This window comes from Roseibium sp. R5 (assembly GCF_055755305.1).
The window spans coordinates 3648775-3663099 of record NZ_CM146910.1; the positions used below are offsets into that span (position 1 = coordinate 3648775).

Sequence of the window (14325 nt, forward strand, 5' to 3'; positions counted from 1 at the left end):
TGTGACCCAATTGCTAATGTGATCAGGAATTTGGATCACTTTCTGCAAAAAAACACGATTTGACTTGATAATGTATCCGCTGCAGCCTTTTGCCAACAAGGAATTGGGCAACCGATGCAGCAAGATCTCACAAAGTTTTCTGAATTGGCCGGTGCGGACATGGGGCAGGTTCGCGCCGCCATCCGCTCAGGACGGTACTCGGGGCACACAGCCGGACTGGCGCACGGAAAACTCCAGTGCAATCTTGCGATCCTCCCGGGTGAATATGCAGATGCATTTCATGAGTTCTGCCGGCTTAATCCAAAGGCCTGCCCGCTTGCCGGCGTCTCAAACCCAGGCGAACCAGTGATTTCCGAGCTCGGTGCAGAAGTTGATATTCGCACAGATGCCGCCCGCTACAACATCTACCGGCATGGCAAACTTGACCAGCAAGTGTCCGATCTGAACGCCTGCTGGCAGGACGACCTGGTGTCCTTTGCAATCGGATGTTCCTTCACCTTCGAGAACGCTCTGAGGCTTGCAGGTATACCAATGCGCCATATCGATCTTGACCGTACGGTCCCAATGTACCGGACATCGATCGAGACACATCAAAGCGGCCCGTTTGGCGGCGGGATGGTGGTTTCCATGCGCCCCATTGCGGAAGAGCGGATCGACGAAGTTTATGAAATCTGCCGCAAGTATCCATTGGCACATGGCGCGCCGGTGCATGTTGGCGATCCTGCCGAGATCGGCATTTTGACCATCGATGCCCCGGATTGGGGGAACCCGGTTCCCATTGAGGATGGGGAAGTGCCGGTGTTTTGGGCCTGTGGAGTAACGCCGCAAGTTGCCATCATGACAGCAAAACCGCCCCTTTCGATCACTCACGCTCCCGGAGCCATGCTGATTGCTGATGTCAGTGAGCAGACAGCCCCGCTTTACCCTTACAACGACAACTAAAAACCAACCGCACCAGAGGAACTAGAGATATGAAAAAACTCACTATCTTATCCGCCGTCTCCGCAATCGCGCTCTCAATGGGCACAACGGCACAAGCCGAAGAACTTGCTGTTGTCGGCAGCTGGAGCGGCCTGCCGCTTCACAAGCAGTTTGAAGCCCCTTTTTGGAACGACAAGTTGGGAGAAGTCTCTGGCGGCGAGCTGTCCGCTTCATTGACCACGCATGACCAGATGGGCATTTCCGGCGGCGATGTCTATCGCATGATGTCCCAAGGGGTGTTTGATGTCGGCATGACTGTTGCCGACTATGCGGTTTCCGACAGTGTTGCGCTCGAAGCGCTTGATGTTCCAATGATTGCAACCGACGCTGACACTGCAAAAAAGGCGGTCGATGCGGCCCGACCGATGGTCGATGATATCTACAAGGATGTCTTTAACGCCAAGGTCCTCGGTATTGCGCCGTACCCGCCTCAAGTTGTTTTCTGCAACGCCGAAATCAACTCCCTGGACGATCTTCAGGGCAAGAAAGTGCGCGCGTCTGGCCGGATGACCGCAAAGTTCCTGGAAGCTCTTGGCGCAGAGGGCGTCAACATCGGATTTGGTGAGGTGCCGGGTGCCCTGCAGCGCGGCGTGGTTGATTGCGCAATCACCGGTGCCGGATCAGGTTACAATGCGGGCTGGTGGGAAGTCTCCACGCATCTTCTGCCGATCCCGCTTGGGGGATGGGATCCGGTTGTGACCGCGATCAATCTCGACAAATGGAACACCCTGAGCGATGCACAGAAAGCAGCGCTTGAGAAAGGCGTGAAAGAGAACCTCGAAGCCCCGGCGTGGGAAGTTGCTCAAAATGCACTGAATAATGACATTGCCTGCCTTACCGGCAACGGCGAGTGTCCTTATGGCGATGCGCGTAGCCTTGTGCTGGTTGAAGCCACAGACGAAGATCAGGCCAAGGCGAAAGCGGTTCTGATTTCTGAAGTGCTGCCTGACTGGGCTGAGCGGGCCGGCGGAGACTGGGCACAGCGCTGGAGCGACAGCGTCGGCAAAGTCACCGGCGTTTCCCTGGAAGCGAAGTAAGGATCTTTCCATGACCTCCTTGGTTCACCTCTTGCGGCGATTAAACGACCGCGTTGCGATGGGCGTCGGCATTGTGCTGCTGGTCTGTGTGGCCTTCACGCTCGTCGAAATCATCACCCGGAAGCTGGGGGCGGGCCTTGGAGGCGTGGACGAGATCTCCGGATACGTTATGGCTGTCACGACTGCCTGGGGCATTAGTTACGCGTTGACGGAGCAGGCGCATGTGCGCATCGACCTGCTGCGTCAGCGCCTTGTCCCGTTCGGACGTGCGGTTTTCGACGTCATCTCCATGGCATGTCTGGCTGGCACAGCGATTGTGGTTGCCTGGCGCGGGTGGGGCGTTTTGGAAAAGACGCTTTCCACCGGGGCGCGGGCAAACACGCCGCTGGAAACGCCGCTTTGGATCCCGCAGACGCTTTGGTGGCTTGGATGGGTCTGGTTTGCGGTGTCCGCCACCATTCTCCTGGTCTCCGTCGCAGTGCGGTTCGCAACGTCAGATTATAAGTCCGTCGATCAAATCGCCGGTGCGCGGGGGGAAGCATGATCGCGTTCACATCTTTCGGGCTCCTTGGCCTGCTGGCGCTGTCCATCCCGGTCGGCATCGTCCTCTTCCTGCTAGCTTTCGGCATTGATACGTTTTTCAGCCCGTTTCCGCTGATGCGCGGCTTGGGGCAGGTGGTTTGGTCGTCTTCAAACAGCGCAACCCTGATCGCCATTCCGCTTTTTGTGCTTCTTGGTGAAATCCTGGTTCGCAGTGGCGTTGCGCGCCGGACTTATTCTGCACTGGAAAAATGGGTTGCCTGGATGCCGGGCGGTCTGATCCACGCCAACATTGCCACGTCGACCATGTTTTCAGCGACCTCCGGATCGTCCGTGGCGACTGCGGCAACCGTTGCAACCGTTGCGATGCCGCAAGCCAAGGAGCTTGGATACAATCAGAAGCTCTTTTCGGGTGCCATCGCGGCTGGCGGCACGCTTGGGATCATGATCCCACCGTCCATCAACCTGATCGTCTATGGCTTTCTGACGGAAAGCTCCATTCCGCAGCTGTTTCTGGCCGGGCTTATTCCGGGCCTCGCGCTGGCCGGCCTCTTTATGCTGATCACAGTGCTCCTGTGCATCTTCAAGCCGTCCCTGGGCGGTCCGAAACGCCCCAGTTCACTGGCTGAAAAACTGTCCGGGCTCGGGGATCTTCTGCCGATCCTCGGTCTGTTCGCCGCAATCATCGGCTCGATCTATGCCGGTTGGGCAACGCCGACGGAGGCCGCAACTGTCGGGGTGGCGCTGGCTCTGCTGATAGCCGCTCATCAAAAGGCACTCAATTGGGAGATGCTGTCCGAAGCGTTGCGCGGGGCCGTCAAGACGTCGGCGATGATCATGCTGGTCGTCATCGGCGCCTATGTCCTCAACTTCGCTCTGACGGCTGCCGGTGTCAGCCGGTCCTTGCAAAACCTTTTGGGTGGATTGGGGCTCGGGCCATTGGAGACGCTTCTGGTGATCATCCTGATGTACATCATTCTGGGCTTCTTCATTGAGACCCTGTCCCTGATGGTCGCGACCATTCCGATTGTTGTGCCGATCATCGTCCAGCTTGGCTACGACAAGATCTGGTTCGGCATCCTGATGATCATTCTGGTGGAGATGGCGCTCATCACGCCACCGGTCGGGCTCAACCTTTATGTGGTGCAGGCCGCCCGAAAAACCGGCAGGTTCTCAGACGTGATGCTCGGCTGCATTCCCTATGCGCTTGCGATGCTTGCCATGGTTGGCTTGTTGATCCTGATGCCGCAAATCGCCTTGTTCCTTCCGTCTACACTTTGAGGAAATTCATGAAGTTCACGACAAGCGAAGGCGTGCTGGATTGCACGCCCCAGCGGCTCATTGTTGCCGGATGGACAGGCCGGAACAAAGCGGCCGTTGATCACCATATTGCTGAACTTGAAGCGATTGGCGTTCCGGCGCCATCAACCGTTCCGCTCTTTTATCAATGCGCCCCGGAGCTTCTCACCCAGGCTTCCCAAATTCAGGTTGTCGGCAAGGACACCTCTGGTGAGGCAGAGCCGTTTCTCATTAAAATGAACGGCATCATCTGGTTGGGCCTCGCCTCTGATCATACGGACCGCGCCCTTGAAACCTACTCTGTGGCGCATTCAAAACAAATCGCTGCCAAACCGGTTGCCGGTGAACTTTGGCCATTCGACAGCGTGCAAGACCATCTGGACGAGATTGTTCTTCAATCCTGGATCCTGGAGGAGGGGGCGTGGACCCTCTATCAGGACGGCACACTGGCCGCGATCCGTCCGCTTAAGGACCTCATGGACGGTGCAAACTTCCAGGACGGAACCGCCATGCTCTGCGGAACATTACCGGCAATTGGCGGTGTCCGTCCGGCAGCCGATTTCAAGATGCGCATGTATGATCCCAAAACCTCCCGGGAGATCACTTGGGCCTACAGCACACTCACACTCGATGCGGTCGCTTGAGCAGGATTTCCTTGTGACTGTGACAAAATCCCCGACGCTCTGCCTGCAGTGTTGCTGTAAATCTATGCGGTAAAACGTTGCTGCAATGCATCCAAGGCTTGCGCAGGTTCGTATTCCGGAAAATACTTTGCCGTCGCGCTTTCCGGGAGACAGGCTCATTCGCACGCATACCGCAGACACCGAAAACCGGATAAGGCACTTAAGAACCTTGTTCTTGTCTGACATTCACCTCGGGACCCGCGGGTGCCAGGCGGATGTTCTGCTGGATTTTTTGGCGCTGCACCACGCCGATACGATCTACCTGGTCGGCGACATCATTGATGGCTGGCGGTTGAAGCGCAAAAGATACTGGCCGGAAAGCCACCAAGCCGTGATCGATGAACTGCTGGCGCGGGGCAGGGCAGGCATAAAAATCATCTATTTGCCCGGAAACCACGACGAATTCTTGAAGGACACTCAGCCGCTACGGTTTGGCTGCGTCGAGTTTACGGAAACCGCAGAGTTTGAGACCGCGGCTGGACGCAAGTATCTCGTACTCCATGGAGATCAGTACGATCTCATTGTGCAAAAGGCCAAGTGGCTTGCCTTCCTTGGGGACCAGTTTTATGCATTCGCCCTATGGACGAACACGTGGGTAAACAATATCCGCCGGAAATTGGGCTTGAACTACTGGTCGCTCGGGGCTTTTGCCAAGCAACATGTCAAACAGTTCGTCAACGTCATCAGCGCGTTTGAGGGTGAAGTGACCAAGGCTATCAAGGATCGTGGTTTGGACGGCGTTATCTGCGGTCATATTCACCATGCGACCGATCAGGAAATGAATGGTACGCGTTATCTGAATACCGGTGACTGGGTGGAAAGCTGCACGGCCATCGTTGAAACCCATGACGGTGTTCTGGAGATCGTTCGCTGGCGGGACAGCGGCGCGCATCCTGATGCTGGAAATTCAGACGGGAAAAGGGCCTTTAAATCGGCCGGAAAACTTGAAAGAGAGCGGACCGTCGCTGCATGAAATCACTGCTTTTTGTGTCGGATGCCTGGCATCCGCAGGTCAATGGCGTCGTCCGCACCTTGGAATATACGGCTCGAGAGCTGGAAAAACGCGGCATTCGCGTTGAGTACCTGACCCCGAACGGCTTCACGACAATCCCGTGTCCAACCTATCCGGAAATCCGGCTTGCGCTGACCACAAGGGGCAGGGTTCGTCAGCACATCAAGCACTTCGATTGCGACCACATTCATATTGCAACTGAAGGCCCGTTAGGCTTGCTTGCAGCCAAGGTCGCGCGTAAGGAAAAGCGCTCTTTTACAACAAGTTATCACACCCGGTTTCCGGAATATGTCGCAGCCCGCGTGCCTTTACCGAAAGCGCCGTTCTATGCCTGGTTCCGGCGGTTTCACAATTCCGCATCCGGGTGCATGGTCGCGACGGACGAGTTGGAAACCAGCCTTCGGGACCGTAAGTTTCAAAACCTGATGCGGTGGTCCCGCGGTGTCGATACAGACATCTTCAAACACTATGAGGGCAGTGTCCTGCCGTCCGATCTCCCGAGGCCAGTTTTCATGAATGTCGGCCGGGTTTCGGTCGAGAAAAACATTTCCGCATTTCTGGATCTGGATTTGCCCGGTTCCAAGGTCGTCGTTGGGGACGGACCGCAGCTGGAAACCCTTAAGCGGGACTATCCAGATGTCCATTTCACCGGATCCAAGACCGGAGAAGATTTGGCGCGGCACTATGCCAGCGCAGACGCGTTCGTGTTCCCATCCCGGACTGACACATTCGGCCTTGTGCTTTTGGAAGCCCTTGCATGCGGAGTTCCGGTTGCCGCGTACCCCGTAATGGGGCCGGTGGATGTCATCGGCGACAGCGGAGCGGGGATACTGTCCGATGATTTGCGGGAAGCGGCTTTGGCCGCGCTCGACATTCCAAGGGCTGTTTGCCGAGCTACGGCCCTCAGCCAAAGCTGGGCGGTCTGTACAGACCAATTTTTAGAAAATACGGCTGCAGCAGACGCCGCGCATCGTCAAAACGGATCGGCAGTTTGATACGTCCAAACTAGTCGACTACCCGGAAACGGACGCCCTCGGAACTGATATACCGATTGTCACCAAGCCGCTTGAAGCTGACACAGCTGGTGCCTTTTGCCGGGCCTCTTGGAAATGTCGAGCAGATCTGGTTTCCGCGCGCCCGCCAAGTGCCGTCGACCGATCCGAGCAGCGCCTTGGCGGATACGACTCCACCGGGCATATAACGCATCGTGACCCGCATGCCGAACCGGTGCGTGATAATCGTCTTGTTCAACATCTCGTTCTGGATTTCGCGCGCTGTGAGCGTGTTTGCAACGGCCGTTTGAGGCAGCGAACCCAACAGCAGCAGGGCAACCAAAAGCGATCTTATCATCATGACCATTCCATCCAATGTCGTGGTGTGATTGAAAGATATGGTCTGGTTACGCAAGAAGACGGTGTGCGGACCATTCAGCATAATTGGCAAGAGCGTATGTGGAGGGATCTGCATCCATCGACACATCAGTTCAGCCACATCGTAGCTAAATACGCATAATCAATATTATGGAACATTTTATATAGCCACAGAAACAGCGGAGTCACGGTCCAACTGGACACTTTGGAACGAAAATTCTCATCGTGTGATATCGACGCTGGTTTGCAGTCATCACCTCCGCATCGCACATTGAAACAATCCACGCTCTGGATCTATGCGCAGAGATCGTCCAGGTCTGCGTCAATGATCTGACGAGCGGTCTCGTAATCAAAACCAGCGCGGCACATCGCAGCGATGTCTTTTAAGCGCCGGTCATCCCGTTTAGCCTGGTCACGGAACGGTCCGAACCGCCGGCGCTTTGCATAAGCGATCGCGGCTGTCCGATCTTCCGACGTGTCTTCGGCCATAACAGCTGCGATAATATGTGCTGGAACGCCTTTGGCCCGCAGCTGTGCTTCTATCTTCTTCTTCGATTGGCCCTTGCGCCTATGGCTCGCCAGTTTCATCTCTGCAAACCCACGGTCATTGACCATGCCATTGCGGACGCATTTGGCGACGATGCCTTCGATGAGATCGCGGTATTCATCCGCTACCAAATCGAGCGCATTACACGCGCGGGAAACCTTACGCTCAAGCACTTTGCGCAAATTGGCCTCAGTGCTTGCGTATCGCTCAAGATAATGAACGGCCGACCGGGTCAATCGGTCTTCTGTCGGGAGTTTGTATCGCCGTTCAGCCGGCATCCGCCGCGATCCTGGGCATGGTTTCCGCCAATGCACCGTCGATCAGAACTTGAAGACCATCAAAAGCCGGCTCGATGCCATCCGGCAGCTCAGCTTTCAGCGTTTCATAATCCAAATCGTTGTGAAGATTGGTGAAAATCGCTTTTTTGGGCGCAAGGTCCTTTGTCCAGCTGAGCGCGTCGTCCAAATTGAAATGGCTGGGGTGCGGATTGCGGCGCAAACAATCCAAAATAAGCAGTTCCAACCCGGTCAATAGATCAAAACTTTCACGGGTAATATCCGAAACATCAGGCACATATGCTGTGTTTCCAATCCGAAATCCAAGGGCATTGATTTCGCCGTGGGTAACTTCTATCGGTAAAAACTCAATTTCACCGCCCGGACCGTGGATCACAACCGGCGTTGCCGCCGTCATGCCATGCCGTTCGAGAATGGGTGGATAACTGGACCCCTTGGGCGTTTCAAAACAATAGCCGAAGGCGGCCATTGCCTTGTCGAATGTCGGGATATCCATGTAAACCGGGATCCGCCGCCGATCACGGACCATGAACGCCCTTAGATCATCAATCCCGTGAAGATGGTCGGCATGCGCATGGGTATAAAGCACGGCATCCATGCGTTGAACATCAGCACCAAGAAGCTGATCGCGCAGGTCCGGGCCCGTGTCTATCAACACCGTTGTGCAGCCGTTATCCCCAAACTTTTCCACAAGCAGTGAACAACGCCGCCGCCGGTTCTTAGCCTCCTTAGGATCGCACTTTCCCCAATCGTTCCCGATCCGTGGAACGCCGCCGGAAGACCCGCAGCCGAGGATCGTCAGCCGGACACTCATGCTGCGCCCGCGACTTCGTTGGAAACACTTTCCGGCTTTGGTACCTTTTTGAAAAGACGAAAGAAATTCTCTGTGGTCTGACGGGCTATTTCTTCTTCGCTCACGCCGCGAACCTCCGCAAGAACAGAGGCCGTCATGGCAGTGTAAGCGGGCTCATTGCGTTTGCCGCGTCGTGGCTGGGGGGCAAGGTAAGGGGCGTCGGTTTCCACAAGCAGCCGATCGGCCGGCAGCTCCCGGGCGATGTCGCGCAACTCCTCGGACTTTTTAAACGTCAGTATGCCGGAGAACGACACGTAGAGACCGAATTCAATGCCGGTGAGGGCAAGATCGCGACCGGAGGAGAAACAGTGCAGCAAGGCGGGGAAGGCCCCCTTCCCCATTTCCTCGCGCAGGATCGTCGCCATGTCGTCGTCCGCATCGCGGGAATGAATGACCAAAGGCAAACCAGTCTGCCTCGCTGCCTCGATATGGATCCGCAGGCCTTCTGCCTGAGCGTCCCGCGGCGCCTTGTCATAAAAGTAATCGAGCCCGGCCTCACCAATGGCGACGACCTTCGGATGTTCAGCCAGTTTGACGATCTCTTCCACCGGGATACCGCGCTCGGCACCGGCATTGTGCGGATGAGTGCCAACGGAACAGAAAACCTCAGGGTAGGATTCGGCAATGGCGCGCACCTGATCGAACTTTCGGATATGGGTGCAGATCGTCACCATCAACTCAACGCCCGCTTCTTTTGCCCTGGCGATAAGCTCGTCACGTTCGCCTTCAAAGTCTGGAAAATCGAGGTGGCAGTGGCTGTCAACTATCATGGATTGCCGTTCTGAACGTTTCAGGTGGTGTTTTCAAAAAGGTACATACGGTTCTGTTGATCGAAAAACCAGATAACAAATTTACGCAAGTTAGGTCCGCACGGACCGGAGATTCAAAAAGAAATCCAGAACAACCTGTTTGCGGTCGAGATTAAGCGCATCAGATTCTGCAATTGCTTTTTGTGTGCCTTCCCAGAGTTTCACATAGGCAAAGGCGCCGCCGGTGCCGGCTGCAATCGACCGGCGCATTTGACCATGCAGCCAGGTTTCTGCAACGTGCTGAAAGCTTTCCCAGTTGTCGGTCTGACCGCGGGCGGCAACCAGATCGGACAAGGCATGGAGAGCCTTCAGATCCATCTGACTGCCGGCTTCCGCGAGTTTCCTTGTGCCTTGGGCGATCGCCAAACCATCGCCAGCCAACAGGGTCAATGCAGATCTTAAGCTGCCATCCGCGGTCTGGGCGATTTCAGCTAATCCGCTGGCATCCGGGATCGCATGTCCGGCAAGATCGCGCAGGCCGTTGGCGATGTCGGTTTCAGAAAGCGGTGCCATGTCCAACCGGCGGCATCTGGACCTGATAGTGGGGAGCAATCGGCCCGGCGCGTGGCTCAAGACCAGGAACAAACACCGTTCAGGTGGTTCTTCAAGTATTTTCAATAATGCATTGGCAGAGCTTGCATTCATATCATCAGCAGCATCAACGATACAGACCCGCCAGGCCCGCGCAGATGCGGTTGTTCCGAAGAAACTAACGGTTCGGCGAACCTCATCAACGGGAAGATCGGCTTTGAACCGTTTGCCCTTGTCATCCCAGGGCCGGCGCAAATGCAAGATGTTCGGATGCCCGCCTGCAGCGACCTGCCGGACGACAGGATGGTCTTCCGGAACACTGAGATCGTGCACCATCGCTGCTTGCGGTCCGAACCGGTCCGGATTGGCCAGAACAAACTTGGCGAAACGAAATGCCAGTGTCGCCTTGCCGATACCCTTCGGCCCGCCCAGGATCCAGGCGTGGTGCAGCCGCTCTGAGCGGTAAGCCTCCAGAAGGCTCTTCTCCGTCTCACCATGACCGATCAGAACGTTGCGCTGGTGCGGCAGTGGAATACCCGGCAGGGCATCGACCTCTGGAGTTTCAACAGGTTCGTTTCTCCGCGCCAAGGTCAGTCGGCCTCCTGCGCCAGGGTGTCTGTGCTCAACTGATCCTGAAAGGCAGCCTCCACAGCGGATTGAATGGATGCGCTGACAGTCTCCAAATCCTTCGATCCATCGATGACGGCAAAGCGGTAAGATTCTTCCGTTGCCAAATCCAGAAACCGTTTCCGGCGGCCTTCGTGGACGCGAAGTGCCTCGCCCTCGAAGCGGTCCGGCCCACCGCTTGTGTCTGTCTTTGCGCGTTCCTGCACCCGCGCCAAGCCGAGTTCTGCCGGCACATCAATCAGGATTGTAAGTTCCGGCCGGACACCGGCCACAGCTGCGGTTTCCAAAAGCCTCAAATAGTTCAGGTCTACGCCCGCTTCCCCCTGATACACCAACGTGGAGTCCGCATAGCGGTCGCACAGGACCCAATCGCCACGTTCCAGCGCTGGCTTGATCAACGTATCCACATGATCGGCGCGTGCCGCTGCAAAGAGCATGGCTTCGCCGCGTGGACCGAGATCACGAGCTTCACCGGACAGGAGCATGGCGCGAATTTTCTCGGCGCCGGGCGACCCGCCTGGCTCACGCGTAACGATGACCGTCTTACCCAGACTTTCCAGAAAAGCCTTCAACCGGGCAATTTGGGTGGACTTGCCAGCCCCCTCACCGCCTTCAAAACTGATAAAGTGTCCCTGCACTTGGTTCCGGCCCTGTTTTCTTTTTCCGCTGTTTGCCTTGCCGGGCGGAAGGGGGGGGTGTCAACCGGCGGGTTTCAGGATTTTGTTATCCGATCCAGCCGAACAGAAGTTCCTGCACGCTGTCCAGCGCCTTGCCGACAAGTCCACCTTCCGGAACGGATGCGCCGGTAACGAGCGGTGCCCTATGAACGACGCCGTCCTGGCCGATTACCTGAAGTTCTCCGGCAGCGGCGCCAGCTGCAATCGGGGCAACAAGTGGCCCTTTATACACAACGCGCAGCCGGTATTCCAGGGTTCCGCCGCGCGGCAGAAATACATCAATATCTGCTTCAGAAATTAGCGGGACAGTGCCGTCGACACCGCCAAAGACACGCCCCTCAGCCACCTTTTCTCCGGCTGGAAAGACGGTTTTAACGGCATAAAATTCCCAGGTTCCCTCGAAGATTTCTTTCAAGGCGGCCAGGCGGTGATTGTCTGATGTCAGGCCAGCAACTGCGGCTATGATCCGGCGGCCATTTCGATCAATGGATCCAAGGCCGGAAAAACCGTCTTCCGAATGTGCGCCGCCGCCAAGTCCATCAAGGTTGCGGATTTCCCCAAGGAGCGGGTTCTTGTTGCGCTGGAAGATGTTGTTCCAGGTGAATTCGGGGATTGCGAACATCGCATACCGGTCGGGATGCTCTTCCACGATGTATTCGCCAAGACGCACCTGATCACGCACTGTCGTCGTGCTGAAGGCCTCTTCGTATCCTGTTGGACTTCCAAAGCTGCTGTTCGCCATACCGATTTCGGAAGCGAGCGTGTTCATGCGGTCCGCAAAGGCGGCCTCGGAGCCGTCCAAACACTCAGCCAGAATGATCGCAGAGTCGTTGCCGTTATGAACCAAAAGACCCTTCAGCAGGTCCTCGACGGAAATCTCTGACTTGATTGCGGCGAACATAGTAGCCCCCCGGCCAGACGGGGCACCGCCTGTCCGCCATGCATGTTCGCTTACAGTGCACAGTTGGTCCGGCGTCAGTTCGCCGTCCGACAACGCCTGAAAGACCGTCGCCGCGGTCATGACCTTGACCAAAGCCCCCGGCGCGAAGGGAACGTCCGCATCCTTCGCGAACAAAACTGTGCCGGATGCCGGCTCATAAAGGAGCGCTTTCGGCGCCTTCGTGGTGAGCTGCTCTGCCTGAACGCTGACAATAGCAAATGAAGACACCAAAACCGCAACAGAACACCTCTTAAGGGCGGACAAGCAGTTTGGTATCAGGTTTGGGATATGCGGCATGCGGCTGAAGATACGTCGCATCACCAGCCCCGATCAATCAATCCAGAGCTGCCTGGCGAGCAAGCAATTTCAAGGACAAACCGGACCCGGAGGCAAAGGAGAGCATCTCATGAGCATCCGACACACGCCGGTTCGCCATGTAGGAAGAGATTGCACTGCCTGGGGTCAGACCCTGCTCAGCCGGTACGGTCAACGTGCCAAGCACGCCGCTTTCCGGCGCATAAGCTGCCGGTTGCGGCTCAAATCGGTTGTTGGCGGCCACCTGGACATTGCTGGAGCCCGCCTCGAAAGCGATTGCCGGATCAAACGCGGCAGCAATCGTGGTTCCAGGTGTTGCCACGGACGCAAGCGTTGCAGACGGCCTGTATGGCCGCGGTGGTGGCGCTTGTGTCGGCCCAACAACAAGCCGCGGAGCATTTTGGGCAATCAAAGTGCCCGGACGGCTGGTGCCGGGCTGAACAGCGCCTGGACCGTTATACGACGCCATCAAGTAGGTTTCATCCTGACCATGAAGCGGCGCGCGGCCAACATACTCGACCTTGACCTTGGCAACACCGGCACTTTTGGTGTCCAGCATGTTCGCAACCCGCTCAGACAGATCGATGATGCGGTTGCCATGGAATGGACCACGATCGTTGACCCGTACAATCATGGACCGGCCGTTGTTCATGTTGGTGACACGGGCGTAGGATGGCAGCGGCATGGTGGTGTGCGCAGCTGTCAGTGCGTTGCGGTCAAAGACCTCACCGTTCGCGGTTTTACGGCCATGGAAGGTCGGCCCGTACCAAGATGCCAGCCCAACATTTTTATAGTTCGGCTCGTGTTTCGGGTAATACCATTTGCCGGCAATCTTGTATTTCTTGCCGACGACGTAACGGCCACCACCTTTGGGAACAGGCTTTCCGGCGGCAACCACTTTCGGGCTGCCTTTAACGCCATACTTTTTCGGGCTGAATTTCGCTTTTTCTTGTGGCGCGGATCCGCAGGCGGCGACAAATCCGGCGGCGGCTGCAACCATCAAAATGGTGCGCACTTGCCGCATCACAGAACCTGTTCGGTCATTTCGTGAAGAAACAATGCCAGTGTCTTCGATAGACTTGTCATCCGAGCGCCAAGTCTGCCCGCCGATCCCATGCATCCCGCCATCCTACTCACAACGCGCTGGCAGCCCCTGAGCTCACGCGACTATTGATCCGGCCGTCCGGCAACCGGTTTCAAAGGTGTGCCCGGCAACTTGCCGGAATTTTAGACGCACTGCCCCCGCGATGCATCCCTAACCACACGCCATGTAACGGCAAACGTCTTACTTCAAAGTAAACCGCCCGTCGACCCTGCAATAACGCTGAACGCACGCCGGAGGAACCTTTCCACCGGTTCGTTTGACGGAAAAGCAAAGCCGCGAACCCTAAGTGCCTGCAAAGGCGCCCAAAATTATGTGGATCTTGAAGTGCTACAGGTTGTTGCTCAAAGGTCACGGGCTCAGACTTATCGCCAAATGGACAGGATGTGACACACATCACAACGTGCATTCGGGCTGCCTCGTAAGGTGTGTTCATTGCTGGTGACCGCCCTGTCACAAGCAATGCTGGACCCACCTCCAGCTTAAGGCCGCCGGTTCGACCCCTGCCCACGACACTGGACCGGCGGCCCCTTCGACCCTCCCGGGTGTTGGTCTTTAGATGGTTGCCTCACAGCCCCCCCATCCAGGCCGCCATTTCAATCAACGCTCGGGACGGTCCAAACTGTCTCAGCTTTGTTTTACGAACGCGTGTTTCGGCCCGGCATAAGGCGCGCGGGCAATGGCAGTCGATGGACAGTCTTGTGGG

At 56.6% G+C, this 14325-nt stretch carries 15 protein-coding genes; 7 read left to right on the top strand and 8 right to left on the bottom strand.

Annotated elements, in window-relative coordinates; translation table 11 throughout:
• Window positions 1–114 precede the first annotated feature (114 nt).
• From AC0J4F_RS17160 to AC0J4F_RS17190, 7 genes are all read left to right on the top strand, one after another.
• Window positions 115–942, top strand: coding sequence for a putative hydro-lyase (locus AC0J4F_RS17160; RefSeq protein ID WP_133947389.1), 828 nt, complete (start codon window positions 115–117; stop codon window positions 940–942).
• Window positions 943–971: 29 nt separating this feature from the next.
• Window positions 972–2018, top strand: a complete 1047-nt coding sequence (locus tag AC0J4F_RS17165; protein WP_473024124.1) for a TRAP transporter substrate-binding protein — start codon at window positions 972–974, stop codon at window positions 2016–2018.
• A 10-nt stretch (window positions 2019–2028) separates the two neighbouring features.
• Complete coding sequence (locus AC0J4F_RS17170) at window positions 2029–2562, top strand: TRAP transporter small permease subunit (RefSeq protein ID WP_473024125.1); 534 nt, start codon at window positions 2029–2031, stop codon at window positions 2560–2562.
• Complete coding sequence (locus AC0J4F_RS17175; RefSeq protein ID WP_133947393.1) at window positions 2559–3839, top strand: TRAP transporter large permease; 1281 nt, start codon at window positions 2559–2561, stop codon at window positions 3837–3839. Before AC0J4F_RS17170 ends, AC0J4F_RS17175 begins: the two co-directional genes overlap by 4 nt.
• An 8-nt stretch (window positions 3840–3847) precedes the next feature.
• On the top strand, window positions 3848–4501 hold the full coding sequence (locus AC0J4F_RS17180) for a DUF2848 domain-containing protein (protein ID WP_473024126.1): 654 nt from the start codon (window positions 3848–3850) through the stop codon (window positions 4499–4501).
• Between the two features lie 208 nt (window positions 4502–4709).
• Window positions 4710–5513 (top strand): UDP-2,3-diacylglucosamine diphosphatase, encoded by an 804-nt coding sequence (locus tag AC0J4F_RS17185; protein WP_473026446.1) that lies wholly within the window; start codon window positions 4710–4712, stop codon window positions 5511–5513.
• The gene (locus AC0J4F_RS17190; protein ID WP_473024127.1) at window positions 5510–6547 is read left to right on the top strand and encodes a glycosyltransferase family 4 protein; all 1038 of its coding nucleotides are present in this window, start codon (window positions 5510–5512) and stop codon (window positions 6545–6547) included. Before AC0J4F_RS17185 ends, AC0J4F_RS17190 begins: the two co-directional genes overlap by 4 nt.
• A gap of 10 nt (window positions 6548–6557) precedes the next feature.
• Here AC0J4F_RS17190 and AC0J4F_RS17195 read toward each other — a convergent pair whose 3' ends face one another.
• The 8 genes from AC0J4F_RS17195 to AC0J4F_RS17230 all read right to left on the bottom strand — a co-directional run bounded on the left by AC0J4F_RS17195 (window position 6558) and on the right by AC0J4F_RS17230 (window position 13637).
• Complete coding sequence (locus tag AC0J4F_RS17195) at window positions 6558–6905, bottom strand: hypothetical protein (RefSeq protein WP_133947401.1); 348 nt, start codon at window positions 6903–6905, stop codon at window positions 6558–6560.
• Window positions 6906–7216: 311 nt separating this feature from the next.
• Window positions 7217–7747 (bottom strand): regulatory protein RecX, encoded by a 531-nt coding sequence (locus AC0J4F_RS17200; protein WP_473024128.1) that lies wholly within the window; start codon window positions 7745–7747, stop codon window positions 7217–7219.
• On the bottom strand, window positions 7737–8579 hold the full coding sequence (locus AC0J4F_RS17205) for an MBL fold metallo-hydrolase (RefSeq protein ID WP_473024129.1): 843 nt from the start codon (window positions 8577–8579) through the stop codon (window positions 7737–7739). Before AC0J4F_RS17205 ends, AC0J4F_RS17200 begins: the two co-directional genes overlap by 11 nt.
• The gene (locus tag AC0J4F_RS17210; RefSeq protein ID WP_473024130.1) at window positions 8576–9388 is read right to left on the bottom strand and encodes a TatD family hydrolase; all 813 of its coding nucleotides are present in this window, start codon (window positions 9386–9388) and stop codon (window positions 8576–8578) included. The genes AC0J4F_RS17205 and AC0J4F_RS17210 overlap by 4 nt, the downstream gene beginning before the upstream one ends.
• A 90-nt stretch (window positions 9389–9478) precedes the next feature.
• Window positions 9479–10546 carry a DNA polymerase III subunit delta' gene (locus tag AC0J4F_RS17215; RefSeq protein ID WP_473024131.1) on the bottom strand — a complete coding sequence of 356 codons (1068 nt, stop codon included), beginning with the start codon at window positions 10544–10546 and terminating at the stop codon, window positions 9479–9481.
• A gap of 2 nt (window positions 10547–10548) precedes the next feature.
• Window positions 10549–11223 (bottom strand): dTMP kinase, encoded by a 675-nt coding sequence (gene tmk, locus AC0J4F_RS17220; protein WP_473024132.1) that lies wholly within the window; start codon window positions 11221–11223, stop codon window positions 10549–10551.
• A gap of 85 nt (window positions 11224–11308) precedes the next feature.
• Window positions 11309–12430, bottom strand: a complete 1122-nt coding sequence (locus tag AC0J4F_RS17225) for a D-alanyl-D-alanine carboxypeptidase family protein (protein ID WP_473024133.1) — start codon at window positions 12428–12430, stop codon at window positions 11309–11311.
• Between the two features lie 106 nt (window positions 12431–12536).
• Window positions 12537–13637, bottom strand: a complete 1101-nt coding sequence (locus AC0J4F_RS17230; RefSeq protein WP_133947413.1) for a septal ring lytic transglycosylase RlpA family protein — start codon at window positions 13635–13637, stop codon at window positions 12537–12539.
• Between the last annotated feature and the right edge of the window lie 688 nt (window positions 13638–14325).

Bases quoted from the DNA above. Each gene is read 5' to 3' on its own strand.
- AC0J4F_RS17160 (WP_133947389.1), top strand. From the start codon at position 115: ATGCAGCAAGATCTCACAAAGTTTTCTGAATTGGCCGGTGCGGACATG.
- AC0J4F_RS17165 (WP_473024124.1), top strand. From the start codon at position 972: ATGAAAAAACTCACTATCTTATCCGCCGTCTCCGCAATCGCGCTCTCA.
- AC0J4F_RS17170 (WP_473024125.1), top strand. From the start codon at position 2,029: ATGACCTCCTTGGTTCACCTCTTGCGGCGATTAAACGACCGCGTTGCG.
- AC0J4F_RS17175 (WP_133947393.1), top strand. From the start codon at position 2,559: ATGATCGCGTTCACATCTTTCGGGCTCCTTGGCCTGCTGGCGCTGTCC.
- AC0J4F_RS17180 (WP_473024126.1), top strand. From the start codon at position 3,848: ATGAAGTTCACGACAAGCGAAGGCGTGCTGGATTGCACGCCCCAGCGG.
- AC0J4F_RS17190 (WP_473024127.1), top strand. From the start codon at position 5,510: ATGAAATCACTGCTTTTTGTGTCGGATGCCTGGCATCCGCAGGTCAAT.
- AC0J4F_RS17195 (WP_133947401.1), bottom strand. From the start codon at position 6,905: ATGATGATAAGATCGCTTTTGGTTGCCCTGCTGCTGTTGGGTTCGCTG.
- AC0J4F_RS17200 (WP_473024128.1), bottom strand. From the start codon at position 7,747: ATGCCGGCTGAACGGCGATACAAACTCCCGACAGAAGACCGATTGACC.
- AC0J4F_RS17205 (WP_473024129.1), bottom strand. From the start codon at position 8,579: ATGAGTGTCCGGCTGACGATCCTCGGCTGCGGGTCTTCCGGCGGCGTT.
- AC0J4F_RS17210 (WP_473024130.1), bottom strand. From the start codon at position 9,388: ATGATAGTTGACAGCCACTGCCACCTCGATTTTCCAGACTTTGAAGGC.
- AC0J4F_RS17230 (WP_133947413.1), bottom strand. From the start codon at position 13,637: ATGCATGGGATCGGCGGGCAGACTTGGCGCTCGGATGACAAGTCTATC.